Origin of the sequence: Clostridioides difficile ATCC 9689 = DSM 1296, assembly GCF_001077535.1 — a bacterium.
Taxonomy (GTDB): domain Bacteria; phylum Bacillota; class Clostridia; order Peptostreptococcales; family Peptostreptococcaceae; genus Clostridioides; species Clostridioides difficile.
In genome coordinates this window covers 3,109,074-3,123,570 of sequence record NZ_CP011968.1, presented here as the reverse complement: position 1 = coordinate 3,123,570, position 14,497 = coordinate 3,109,074, and the positions used below count along the sequence as shown (strand labels likewise).

Here is a 14,497-nt window from a genome sequence, read left to right as displayed (position 1 = left end):
GAGTAAAGTCTTTTTATTTTATAATTAAGATTCTCTTTGAGTGTCTTTTTTTATTGTCTGAAACTTATAGTATTTAAATTCATGAAAAATTAGATATTTATTAAGGGAGGATTGTTATTTCATGAAAAAGGCAATATCTTGTGTACTAGCAGTATCTATGTGTAGTGCACCACTAAACGTTTTTGCAGAACCTATATTAGAGGGGAAGCTAAGGGCAGTTGAAAAATCAGTTACAGAAAAGTTAAGGGGGAGTCTTGAAGTAGATTTAAATTTTTCACTGCCAATAAAAAATAGCGAGTCAGAAAGTATGACTAATATGCAGTTACGATTAAAAGATGATAGTAACAATAGTGGAATAATAAAGCTTGGAGAAAAAGATTCAGGAACAGTAAATGTTGGGACAGATAATATAGAATATACTATAAAAAAATTATCTGCAAGTAGAAGTGAAATAAAAAATAAAGATGAGAATATATCATATTATAATATTGTATTTAATAATTTACCTGTTGGAAAATACAATGTAGAAGTCTCTGGAGCTGGATTTAAGAACAAAGAAATTAAAGACATTGATATATCAAGTTATTCACAAAGAGTCTTATTAAGCAATAGAGCAAGTGTAGATAATAAAAATAAACCTTTAAATTATGAATTATTCTTAATGGGTGATGTAAATGGAGACGGTAAAGTAGATAAGAGTGATTATAATAAGGTTTTAGAGAATATAGATTCAAATAAAAGAGAATTTGATTTAAATAGAGATGGAAAGGTAGATATTGTTGACTTAGATTATGTACAGAAAAATTTAGGACAAAGTGAAGATGCAAAAAGCCTAGAAAGTATAGTATCTACCAATCCTATAGTAGATACAAGTAAGGTTGAATTAAAAGGAAATAGTGATGTAGATATTAATGGTAATGTAGAAAATTTATTTAGTGGAGAAAATAATGGAGTTACAATATCTTCAAAAAATGATGAAATATCTGAGGAAAAACCAGCAGTAATGGATATAGCTTTATCAGAAGCACTTAATATGGAAGTCATCAATATAAAAGCTCCAGAAGGTACTGCTCCAGCAAAAGGAATAGTTGAGGTTACTGACAAAGATGGTAATATTCAACAGATTCCTTATGAAAACAAAGAATATATGAAAAACTTAAAAGATGAGGAGCAACAAGAGGAAGTAAATAACGAACAAGAAGAAGTAAATCAAGAAGAAGTAAATAATAAAGATGAAAATATAAACCAGACTGATAATAACTCAAATAATAAAGATGAAAATAATGATAAACAACAGGAAAATAGCGATAAACAAGAAGCAAACTCTAATACCAATCAAGATAAAAATAATGATAAAGAAAATTCATCAATGGATAAACCTAATTCAGATGAAGATACTCCAAAAGAAGGGGATAATATCAGTAAAGATGATAACTTTACAACATCTACATATAGTAGGTCAGCATTAGAAACATATGCAGATGTTCAAAATAGTGATATAGTAATAAATCTTGGTAAACAAGTAGCAGTAAAAAAGATAACTATAAAAATAACAGCTACAACAGCAAATGATAGAAATCTTGCAGAAATATCAAAAGTTGAATTTTTAAACAATGTATATAAAGAAATACCAAAACCAGAGATGAATATACCTAAAATAAATAAAATATCGACTAGCACTGCTGTTGGAAATGAAAAAATATCTTTTTATTGGAATAATGAAGTAAATGTATCAGCATACGAACTTATACTAGACAAAATTGATAGTAAGGGAAAAGTATTATCTACTAAAAAATTACAAACTAGTAAAAATACAATAGAAGTTAGAGATATAGAAGCATATGGACTATATAGGGTTAGCATACAATCTTTAAATGGAGATTGGTCTAGTGGTTATAAAGATGCAACACCAGAAAACTTAGACGGAGTACCAGAAAATGTAGATTCAAACTATAAACCTATACAATTTAGCCCAGATAGTATATTAGAATTTCAAGTTGTTCCAGACACAAAACCAGAACCACCAGAAGGTATAAATGTTAAAGGTAAATTTAAATCTCTTGATGTAAGCTGGAAAAATCATAAACAAGCTAAAGACTTTGACTTGTACTATAAAGAAAAAGGTTCTAATGGGTCTTGGATAAAATACAATGATAAGCTTATTCGTGGGACAAGTTCAAAGATAGAAGGTCTTAAGGATAATACAACATATGAAGTTAGAATGACAGCTACTAACCACTTGGGAACTAGTGGAATGTCTAAAACATATATAGGTACAACTGAAAGCATGGATGCACCAACAACACCTAACTATAGATTAATTAATACTCCTAAAGAGAATGGTGGATTTGGAATACCAACAAATCACATTGTAGATGTTACTTATCCAGCAGGATATGACAAAAGTGAATATAGTGATAAAAATCCATTTGATAAATTCAATGTAGTAGATGGGGACTTTACAACACATTGGACATTCCCAACATATAATGCAGCTGAGGGAACGAATAGAGGACCAATAATAACTTTTGATAAATCTTATACTATGGATACTTTTATGGCTACACCTCGTTTTGATGTTTCTGATAAGACAATAAATGACTTTGAGGTACGATATTGGGATGAAAATGGTCAATTACACAATCTGGGGGATGTTCCTTTTGAAACAAAGACAGACCCTATAAATAATAATAAGTATGTAATGGTTAGATTAAAAGAACCAATAACTGCTACCAAAATACAAGTAAGTGTTTGCTCATCCTATTCATATAAGTCTAATATATCAGAACTTAAGTTTTATGAGTATGACAGTATAGAAGATGATGTAAGAAATCTATTTATGGATGACCTACAAGTTGAATTAAAAGAAGATGTAACTCAAGAAAAAATAACTGAATTAAAAGATAGATTAAATACTCCAGATAAAGCTAGTGGAGAATATCATCCATATAAGACAGTTATTGAGAGAGAATTAAAATTAGCTCAAGACTTATATAATGATAGAGCCACACTTACTGATGTAACTACTGTAAATCAAGAAATAAATAAATTAGGAAAATATAAAGATAAAAATGGACAGTATACTGTAAATTCCAATAATTTAGGTATGCAAAATGACTGGCAGGCATTAGGAGTAGCTGCTAGAGCAGGAGATGAAATCACAGTATATGTTGGAAGTAAAAGTGGAAAAACTCCTAAGTTGATATATACACAGTACTATGGAGAATCTGGTGCATATAAGAGTGGAGAAATAAATCTTAACACTGGAAAAAATGTAATTCAATTAAGCAAACTTCATAGTTTAGATATAGAATGTGGAGGAAGTTTATACATAAGATACGCTGAAGATACTCCAAGTGGAGGAGATATAAAAGTACGTGTAGCAGGAGCTACTAAGATACCACATCTTAATCTAAATGGAACAATAAATGATAAGAGTCCTGCGGGAGTTTCTGAATCTAAGAAAAAGATAAAAGCATATATAGAAGAATTAGCTAAATATAAAGATGCTGTAAAAGGAGAACCATATTATCCAGGAACAAATGTTGGTAATTCATATGGATATTCAGAAAAAACTGGTGTGTTAAACACTACAGATATTGAAAGTGATAAAGTAACATTAAATGTTCCTGCAACAGCTGTATATCAAGGGATATCAAAAGGAAATGCTGATTTAAATACACAAGTAGATAGATTATATAATAGTATGCTTGCATGGGAACAAATAATGGATTTAGTTTACTCAGAAAGAGGAGTATTTAAAACACAAGATTTAGATGGTAATGGAACTGTAGATGATAATGAATTTAACTTAACTAAAAATGATATGGCTCCAAAATCTCGTATGAACATAAAATACCAAAGAATGTTTATTGGAGCATTTATGTATGCTTCTGGATTACATGTAGGAGTAGAATATGGTTCAGTTCCAGGGCTTATGAATGGAGTACCTTTCCAAATAGATGATAGTGGAAAAGCTACAGGAGGAAACTTATTTGGATGGGGAATAGGTCATGAGATAGGACATGTTACAGATATTGGAAAGATGACATATAGCGAAACTAGTAACAATGTACTTGCTTTACTTGCTCAGACCTTTGATGATAAGACACATTCAAGACTTGAAGGTTCAACAATGGATAAGATATATGAGCATGTAACTTCAAATAGCTTAGGTATACCAAGCAATGTATTTGAAAGGCTTGGAATGTTATGGCAATTACATCTAGCTTATGATGATGATTTTACGGGTTCAATGTTAAAGAATAACTCAGATGCTGATTTAAGTAATGATACATTCTATGCAAAGATTTCAAGAAAATACAGAGCACTTTCAAGTAGTGACCCAATTAATAGTTTACCAAAAGACCAAATGCTAGTAGCAATGGCATCAAGTGTTGTTGAAAAAGATTTAAGAGATTACTTTAAGGCATGGGGAGTAGAAATTACACCAGAATTAAACAGTATAATGGATAGTAAGAACTACGAAAAAGAATCAAGAAAGATACAATATGTAAATGACGAAGCTAGAAGAAAGATTTTAAATGAAAATATAGCTAGTATGGCAAAAGATACTAAAGTAAGTGCTAGTTTTTCTGATGGAATACAAAGTGGTTCTCTAGTTAAATCTAATAAAATATCTATAGACCTAGATGTAGATAAGGATAAAGATAAGATACTAGGATACGAAATAATAAGAAGTGATGGAAATTATTTAGATGGTGAAAATGGAACACAGGTAAAATACAGAACAGTTGGATTTGTGGATGCAAAAGGAAATAGTAAGACTAAATTTACTGATAATATATCTCCTCTTAATAACAGAGCATTTACATATAAGGTAGTTGCATATGATTATCACCTAAATCCAACAGAAGAATTTGAAGTTGGTACTGTAAAATTATCAGATGAAGGGAAAATAAATAAATCAGCATGGTCATTCATAACAAATACTGTTTCTGACGGTGATGTTAGAACTGAAAATGACTCACATGGACCATTACAAAATCCTGAAATTGATAATATAAAAGATAATGATGCAAGTACTACATATAAAGGAAAGATAATAAGTAAAGCAGAGTGGAACAAAGACCCTCAAAAAGACCCTGATATAAATGTAGAAGAAAATCCATATATAATGGTAGACATGAAAGAAACATTACCTATAGTAGGACTAAAATATACAAAACCAGAGGCAGAAGCTAGGAAGTTCTCATTAAAAGGATTATTTAACTTTAGAAAAAATACTAGCACAACATACAATCCTTTAACTAATTACAAAATACAAGTAAGTAATGATAAAAAGAACTGGGAAGATGTAAGTCAAGGAACTTTTGAATATGGACAAGATTTAGTTGGTGGAGGAAAAGACCAAGATAATGAAGCTAGAGTTACATTTAATAAAGATGGTAAACTTTGGACATACCAAGCTAGATATGTAAAACTAATCTCAAATAATAAGTCTAATATAGAAGTTGCAGAATTAGATATAATAGGACCTCCAGGTGATAATATAGAAATTGGCACAATGAATAATGCAGACGAAACTCGTACTAATGGAATTGGAAAATTAGCAGAAGATTATGTATATCAAAGTGATGACTCTAGCACAAGTGAAGATGAAACAGGTAAGATTCCAGCGGGTTCAATAGTTATTACAGGTGAATACAGTGGAAATCCAGCATTTAATTTACCACTACTTATAGATAAAAACAATAAGACTATATCTGGAGAAGCGCTTTTATTTGCAGAAGTTCCAGAAAAAGGTGAACTAGGTGAAATCAGTAAAGGTACATGGGTTTACTATATGCCAAAAGAAAACTTTGATTCTTTAAGTGATAAGGTTAAGGCTGAACTATATAGATACAATGACCTTCAAGGAGATACTCCAGTAGGTCAAAGATTTGTAAGTGATACAATGTATGTACCTGTAGGAGCTAAGAATTATGATGAGTTAAAGACAATAAGTCTTACTGATAGTAATAGTAAAGCTAGAAAAGCTACAAGAAATTCTATTGATATCAGTAATAAGAAGGTTATAACTGTAAGCAATAAAGTAAAGGGTAATATTGTTAGAGATAAATAGTAGGTGGAACTCTAAAAACGTAAAAATACTAACACTAACATTGTATATCTAATAAGATTAGGTACTAGAATAGTTTTAAAATAGTAGATATTAAAAGTAAAGTATATAAATGTAACTATAAGTTTAGGGTAATTTATAAATTAAATATAAAAGCTAGGTGGATAAGTAAATTTATCCACTTAGTTAATGATAGATAAGGACGGGTGTTAATGAGTAAAAGAAAATCTTTTATAAGAACTATAGCAGTATCAACTATGGCAGTAGCTGTAACTGGTAGTGCTACATGTGCATATGCAGCTCCAGTTTTACAAGGAACAAAAACGTATGAGAAAGTAAATACTATAGATATATCTGTGGACTCAGTAGAAAACATAGTATATTCATTTCAAGCCAGTATAAAAGTACAAGGTGAGGTTGAAGTAGTAGATAATGAGCAGAAAGAAAAGATTACTTGGTCTGATAATATAAAATCTCAGATAAAAAGTGGAAATGCAAATGCTACTTGTAGAGCAGAATACAACAAATCAAGTAATACAACTACATTAGATATATATGTTACATCAAATGAAGATTTACTAGACGGAAATAGATTGAATATAGGAAGAATATCTATAAAAAAATCTGGCAGTAACTCAAATGCTGACTATAAAGTTTTAGGAAAAGGAACAAGCGATAAACCAGCTTTAAAAATTGTAACATATAACAACAAAACATTGGATTATGAAAATATAAGCTCTGATGAAGGATTAATATTTACCCTTATTAATGAGAGTGAAGTAAAACCGATTGGTGGAACTGGTTCTAGTAAAAACGACCCTGAAAAGTATAAGGTAGAGAAAAGTGAAGCACTTGAATATTTATTAAACAATATTAGGATAAACTATTCTATTGTTAGTAAAGAAACACAAGAAAGTGGTTCAAATGTAATATTAAAACTTGGATTAGCACAAAAAACAACTAAGGGAAGAAAAGCTACAATAAACAAATATGTTGAAGTTACACTTCCAAAAAGTTTAGAATACATAGTTGAAAATGAATTATCAAAACCGGATGAATTACCACCAGATAATGGCAATGGTGGAAATAATGGCGGAGGAAGTAATTCAGGCGGCTCATCTAGTGGTGGAAGCTCTGGAGGAGGAAATTCAAGTGATTCTACATCTAATGTCACAGTCAAAAAATTAAAAGGTGCTGATAGATTTGAGACAGCTATCAAAATATCTCAAAGTGGTTGGACAAAATCAGATACAGTTGTAATAGTAAATGGAGAAGATAAAAGTATGGTGGATGGGCTTACAGCTACACCACTTGCTAGTGTAAAAAACTCACCAATTCTTTTATCATCAAATGAAAAGCTTCCTCAAAAAACTGTAGAAGAATTGAAAAGGCTAAATCCATCAAAAGTAATTGTGATAGGTGGAAACAACTCAATGCCAAATTCAGTTGTTGAAGCTATCAAAGCTGTAAATTCAAAAATATCAGTACAAAGAATAGGTGGAGATACAAGATATCAAACTTCTATTAATATAGCAAAAGAAATAGATAAGACGAATAATGTAAGCAAGTTGTATATAGGAGCAGGAAATGGAGAAGCTGATTCATTATCAATAGCATCACTGGCTGGTAAAGAAAAAACTCCAATAGTACTTACACAAAAAGATGGTGTAGATAATGAAGCTGAACAATTTATTAAATCAAATAAGGTGTCAAATATATATTTTATTGGTGGAGTAGAAAAAATATCTAACAAGGCTATTGAACAAGTTGGAAAAATAGCAAACAAAGATATATCAAACAATAGGGTGGCAGGTCAAACTAGACAAGAGACGAATGCCAAAGTAATAGATAAATTCTACTCTCAATCTAAGCTAGATGGAGTTGTAGTTGCAAATCAAGATAAACTTATAGATGCTTTAGCAGTTGGACCATTAGCAGCTAAAAACAATTCACCAGTTATACTTGCTACAAATACGTTAGATAAATCACAAGAATCGTCATTAAAAGGTAAAAATTCATCAAAGTTGTTTGAAGTAGGTGGAGGAATAGCCTCATCTGTAATAGACAAGATTAAGAGTTTAATTGAAAAATAAATATTAAGTAAATAGAAAATAAGAATGTATTTAGATATAAAGTTATATATTTAAATGCATTCTTATTTTATTTTCATTATCTTAACAATCTAATAATATTGAGGTTAAAATGTATAATAATTTGAGCTATATTAAGTTTAATTTTAAATAAAGCAGATATCTTTTATATATATAAATATAAATTCAATTTTGAATATGTTTAATAAAGAAGTTAAAAATAATTTTTTAAATTTAATAAAATAAAACACTAATATATAGACGAGATATATTCATATCATATATACTCTATAATATATGGAAAATAAAGAGAAAATAAATGGAAAATAATTACAATATAAATATAAAATATAAAAATCATCAGGGGGATATGAAAATGAACAAAAAAATATTATCATTAGGTCTAGCAGTATCATTAATCTTAGTAAACTTCAAAAGTGTAAATGCATCATCAGTAGTAGAAAAAATATACGGTAAAGATAGATATGAAACAGCAGCAAAGATAGCTGATAAACAGACTTATGAAACAGTAATTTTAGTAAATACAGAAAAATCACTTGCAGACGGATTAAGTGCAAGTGGATTATCGGGAGCTACAAAAGCTCCAATACTATTTACACAACAAAATAAGATACCAGCAGACACAAATAGATGTCTAAAAAATATCAAAAAAGCATATATAATAGGTACAGAAGATACTATAAGTAAATCAGTAGAAAAAGAACTAGATTCTAAAAATATAGAAGTCAAAAGAATTGGTGGAGAAGATAGACTAAAAACAAGCTATTTAATAGCTAAAGAAATAGCAACTATAAAAAAAGTGGATAAAGTACTATTAACTAATGCATATAGTGGAGAAGCAGATGCAATGAGTGTATCATCAGTAGCTACTAGAGATGGAGCTCCAATCATACTTACAGATGGAAAGAGTGTGCCTTTTGATGTAAAAAATATTCAATCATATTGTATAGGTTCAGAGGAGATAATGAGTAATCTTCTAGTTAAAAATACAAACTCAGTAAGAATAGAAGGAACTGACCGATTTGAAACTAACAAAAACGTAATAGACTACTTTTTTAATAGTGCAGATGGATTCTATGTATCAGATGGATACCAATTAGTAGATGCAATAGCAGCCGCACCACTTACTAAAAACTCTCCAATGGTACTAGTAAATGATGGAAGCGATAAAACTGTATTAGAAGGAGCTAAGAATATAACCTCTGTAGGTGAAATAGATGAGAAGGTAATACAACAATGTATAAGTGCTTCAAAGTCAAATGGACAACCCCCAACAATTACAGTTGGAAGTACAGAGGTATATAAGGGTGAAAAGTTTGACACTGGCAAGTTAAATATAGTAGCTAAAGATAACACTGGGAAGGTATTACCAATAGAAGTTGATGGGTTTATAGATACAAATAGAGTAGGTACATACATATTGACATTAAAAGCTACAGACGAATGGGGAAAAAGTACAGGAAAAAGAGTAGAAATAAAAGTGTTGGATGACAAATCTCATGATTACAACAGCCCAGAATTTAAAAAAATGGTATCTACTGAAATGTATAACTTAATCAATTCCTATAGAAAAGAAAAAGGCAAAGAGCCTTTGGTAGTGTCTAGTAGGCTAGAAGGTATGGCAAATGCATGGTCTAAGTATATGATGGATAAAAAAGTATTTGCACATTATATAGATGGAAAAAATGCTCCACAAGTATTTTCTGAATTTGGAATGAGAAGTGAGGAAAATATAGCATATATTTATATAGATTCTAAGAACGTTCAAACGACACAAGATGCAAAAGACTTGGCAAAGGCTATATTTGAAGTGTGGAAGAAGTCTCCAGAATACAATGCAAACATGCTTAGTGATGAGTTTTATAGTACTGGATTTGGGCTTTATATATTATCTGATGGTCAAGTGCATGCTACTCAGGAGTTTTTAAATGGAAATGAAGATAGCTTGTAAAAAATTCCATAAATCTTGTTTTTTTGTTAATTTACTGATATTATAAAATGAAAATCACATCTAAAGTACTTTTTGTAATCTGTTTTGTTATTGCTTTACAGGTTATGGTATTTTAGGTGTTTTTTGTTTTAGTAGTTTATAGATTTTGAGGGAATCACTACTGAGGATGTAATTTATGATTAGCTGAATTATATAAAAAAATTAGTAGGAGGAGTTTGATGAAGGTAAATAAGAGAGTATTATCAATAGGATTGGCAATATCATTAATAATGGCAGGAGCACCAAATATCAATGCACTTTCAAGTATAGAAAAGATACAAGGGAAAGATAGATATGAGACAGCTGCCAAAATTGCACAGAAACAAACATATGAAAATGTAGTATTAGTAAATACAGATAATACACTAGCTGATGGATTAAGTGCAAGTGGATTAGCAGGAACAGTTAAAGCACCTATATTATTATCACAAAGAAACAGTATACCATCAGACACAGAAAAAATGTTAAAAGATGTAAAGAAGGTTTATATAATAGGAACTGAAGATTCAATAGGAAAATCAGTTGAAAATGAATTAAAGCAAAAAGGGATAGAAGTTAAAAGAATAGGTGGTAATGATAGAATTGAAACAAGTTATCTTATAGCAAAAGAAATAGCTTCAATAAAACCTATAGATAAGGTTTTTATAACTAATGGTTATACAGGTGAAGCAGATGCTATGAGTGCGTCATCAGTAGCATCAAGAGATGGAGCACCTATAATTTTAACTAATGGTAAAAATGTTCCATTTGAGAAAAAAGAAGGTGTGCAATGCTATGCTCTTGGTTCAGAGGAGATAATAAGTAATGATTTAGTTAAAAAAACTAATGCAGTTAGATTAGCTGGAGAAGATAGATTTGAGACTAATAAAAAAGTTATAAAACATTTTTATAGTTCAGCAAAAGAATTTTATCTTTCTAAAGGTTATCAATTAGTAGATGCAGTTGCTGGTTCTTCTATAGCTAAAAATGCACCTATTGTATTGGTTGATGGAAATAGTGATAAGTCTGTACTTAGAAGTGCTGATAAAATCACAGCACTAGGAGGAATAGATGAAAAGACACTAGAACAATGTTTAAGTGCATCATCACTGGATGCAAGTGCACCAACAATAACTGTTGGAAATTTAAATATTTATCAAGGTGATAAGTTTGATATAAGTAAACTTAATATAGTAGCAAAGGATAGCAATGGTAACGATTTGACACCAGAGCTTATAGGAAATATCAATACTGATAAGGTTGGTAAATACAAAGTTACTATAAAAGCTACTGATATTGGTGGAAAGACTACCTCAATAAGTGTAGAAGTAAATGTACTTGAATATAAGACTAATGATATGAATAGTAGTGAGTTTAAAAGAATGGTTTCTAGTGAAATGTATAATTTGGTAAATTCATATAGAAAAGAAAAAGGTAAAGAGCCATTACAAGTTTCTAAAAACTTAGAAGGGCTTTCTAATTCCTGGTCTAAGTACATGGCAGATAAAGGCCAATTTTCACATGTAATAGATGGTAAAAAATCTGTTGAAGTATTTACTGGATATGGGTTGAGAAGTGAAGAAAATATAGCTTTTGTACCACTTGTTACAAAGAGCACTTATACAACAAAAGATGCTAGAGAACTAGCAAATGTAATATTTACAGTTTGGAAAAAGTCAGATAAATATAATGAAAATATGTTAAATAGTGATTTTGTATATACTGGGTTTGGATTATATATATTGCCTAATGGAGAAGTGTATGCTACTCAAGAATTTTTAAATAAGTAAAATTAAATTTTTTAAGTTATTAAATATTGAAATTTAAGGGTATAAAAACTCATATGCTTGGGAAAAATAATAATTTCAAAAAAATGCCTTGCAAAAAGAATAAAAATGGATTATTATAGAGATGTGAGAAATATTAGGAATATATGGATGATTATTCTATGTACATAATAAGAGATGTAATTTTAATATAATGTTGGGAGGAATTTAAGGAATGAATAAGAAAAATATAGCAATAGCTATGTCAGGTTTAACAGTTTTAGCTTCGGCTGCACCTGTATTTGCAGATGATACAAAAGTTGAAACTGGTGATCAAGGATATACAGTGGTACAAAGCAAGTATAAGAAAGCTGTTGAACAATTACAAAAAGGAATATTAGATGGAAGTATAACAGAAATTAAAGTTTTCTTTGAGGGAACTTTAGCATCTACTATAAAAGTAGGTTCTGAGCTTAATGCAGCAGATGCAAGTAAATTATTGTTTACACAAGTAGATAATAAACTAGATAATTTAGGTGATGGAGATTATGTAGATTTCTTAATAACTTCTCCAGGTCAAGGGGATAAAATAACTACAAGTAAACTTGTTGCATTGAAAGATTTAACAGGTGCTTCAGCAGATGCTATAATTGCTGGAACATCTTCAGCAGATGGTGTTGTTACAAATACTGGAGCTGCTAGTGGTTCTACTGAGACAAATTCAGCAGGAACAAAACTTGCAATGTCAGCTATTTTTGACACAGCATATACAGATTCATCTGAAACTGCGGTTAAGATTACTATAAAAGCAGATATGAATGATACTAAATTTGGTAAAGCAGGTGAGACAACTTATTCAACTGGGCTTACATTTGAAGATGGGTCTACAGAAAAAATTGTTAAATTAGGGGACAGTGATATTATAGATATAACTAAAGCTCTTAAACTTACTGTTGTTCCTGGAAGTAAAGCAACTGTTAAGTTTGCTGAAAAAACACCAAGTGCCAGTGTTCAACCAGTAATAACAAAGCTTAGAATAATAAATGCTAAAGAAGAAACAATAGATATTGACGCTAGTTCTAGTAAAACAGCACAAGATTTAGCTAAAAAATATGTATTTAATAAAACTGATTTAAATACTCTTTATAAAGTATTAAATGGAGATGAAGCAGATACTAATGGATTAATAGAAGAAGTTAGTGGAAAATATCAAGTAGTTCTTTATCCAGAAGGAAAAAGAGTTACAACTAAGAGTGCTGCAAAGGCTTCAATTGCTGATGAAAATTCACCAGTTAAATTAACTCTTAAGTCAGATAAGAAGAAAGACTTAAAAGATTATGTGGATGATTTAAGAACATATAATAATGGATATTCAAATGCTATAGAAGTAGCAGGAGAAGATAGAATAGAAACTGCAATAGCATTAAGTCAAAAATATTATAACTCTGATGATGAAAATGCTATATTTAGAGATTCAGTTGATAATGTAGTATTGGTTGGAGGAAATGCAATAGTTGATGGACTTGTAGCTTCTCCTTTAGCTTCTGAAAAGAAAGCTCCTTTATTATTAACTTCAAAAGATAAATTAGATTCAAGCGTAAAAGCTGAAATAAAGAGAGTTATGAATATAAAGAGTACAACAGGTATAAATACTTCAAAGAAAGTTTATTTAGCTGGTGGAGTTAATTCTATATCTAAAGAAGTAGAAAATGAATTAAAAGATATGGGACTTAAAGTTACAAGATTAGCAGGAGATGATAGATATGAAACTTCTCTAAAAATAGCTGATGAAGTAGGTCTTGATAATGATAAAGCATTTGTAGTTGGAGGAACAGGATTAGCAGATGCCATGAGTATAGCTCCAGTTGCATCTCAATTAAGAAATGCTAATGGTAAAATGGATTTAGCTGATGGTGATGCTACACCAATAGTAGTTGTAGATGGAAAAGCTAAAACTATAAATGATGATGTAAAAGATTTCTTAGATGATTCACAAGTTGATATAATAGGTGGAGAAAACAGTGTATCTAAAGATGTTGAAAATGCAATAGATGATGCTACAGGTAAATCTCCAGATAGATATAGTGGAGATGATAGACAAGCAACTAATGCAAAAGTTATAAAAGAATCTTCTTATTATCAAGATAACTTAAATAATGATAAAAAAGTAGTTAATTTCTTTGTAGCTAAAGATGGTTCTACTAAAGAAGATCAATTAGTTGATGCTTTAGCAGCAGCTCCAGTTGCAGCAAACTTTGGTGTAACTCTTAATTCTGATGGTAAGCCAGTAGATAAAGATGGTAAAGTATTAACTGGTTCTGATAATGATAAAAATAAATTAGTATCTCCAGCACCTATAGTATTAGCTACTGATTCTTTATCTTCAGATCAAAGTGTATCTATAAGTAAAGTTCTTGATAAAGATAATGGAGAAAACTTAGTTCAAGTTGGTAAAGGTATAGCTACTTCAGTTATAAACAAATTAAAAGATTTATTAAGTATGTAATATAAATATAATAATATAAAAAGGCTTCTTATATGAGAAGTCTTTTTATATTATGTTTTCGAA

5 protein-coding genes are annotated in these 14,497 nt (G+C 30.0%); all 5 read left to right on the top strand.

Annotated elements, in window-relative coordinates:
- Nucleotides 1–121: 121 nt before the first annotated feature.
- The 5 genes from CDIF1296T_RS14750 (at nt 122) to slpA (ending at nt 14,434) form a co-directional block, all read left to right on the top strand.
- On the top strand, nt 122–6,085 hold the full coding sequence (locus CDIF1296T_RS14750) for a M60 family metallopeptidase (protein WP_009897967.1): 5,964 nt from the start codon (nt 122–124) through the stop codon (nt 6,083–6,085).
- 209 nt (nt 6,086–6,294) lie between these two features.
- A complete protein-coding gene (locus CDIF1296T_RS14745) occupies nt 6,295–8,175 on the top strand; it encodes a cell wall-binding protein Cwp10 (protein ID WP_009897966.1) in 1,881 nt (626 codons plus the stop codon).
- A 367-nt stretch (nt 8,176–8,542) separates the two neighbouring features.
- Nucleotides 8,543–10,144, top strand: coding sequence for a cell wall-binding protein Cwp11 (locus CDIF1296T_RS14740; protein WP_021368758.1), 1,602 nt, complete (start codon nt 8,543–8,545; stop codon nt 10,142–10,144).
- Between the two features lie 218 nt (nt 10,145–10,362).
- Nucleotides 10,363–11,952: a cell wall-binding protein Cwp12 gene (locus CDIF1296T_RS14735; protein WP_009897962.1), complete on the top strand. Its 1,590-nt coding sequence runs from the start codon at nt 10,363–10,365 to the stop codon at nt 11,950–11,952.
- A gap of 211 nt (nt 11,953–12,163) precedes the next feature.
- Nucleotides 12,164–14,434: an S-layer protein SlpA gene (slpA, locus tag CDIF1296T_RS14730; protein ID WP_009897960.1), complete on the top strand. Its 2,271-nt coding sequence runs from the start codon at nt 12,164–12,166 to the stop codon at nt 14,432–14,434.
- Nucleotides 14,435–14,497 lie beyond the last annotated feature (63 nt).

Excerpts from the sequence above, each read along its gene's own strand:
- CDIF1296T_RS14750 (WP_009897967.1), top strand. The coding sequence starts at position 122 with ATGAAAAAGGCAATATCTTGTGTACTAGCAGTATCTATGTGTAGTGCA.
- CDIF1296T_RS14745 (WP_009897966.1), top strand. The coding sequence starts at position 6,295 with ATGAGTAAAAGAAAATCTTTTATAAGAACTATAGCAGTATCAACTATG.
- CDIF1296T_RS14740 (WP_021368758.1), top strand. The coding sequence starts at position 8,543 with ATGAAAATGAACAAAAAAATATTATCATTAGGTCTAGCAGTATCATTA.
- CDIF1296T_RS14735 (WP_009897962.1), top strand. The coding sequence starts at position 10,363 with ATGAAGGTAAATAAGAGAGTATTATCAATAGGATTGGCAATATCATTA.
- slpA (WP_009897960.1), top strand. The coding sequence starts at position 12,164 with ATGAATAAGAAAAATATAGCAATAGCTATGTCAGGTTTAACAGTTTTA.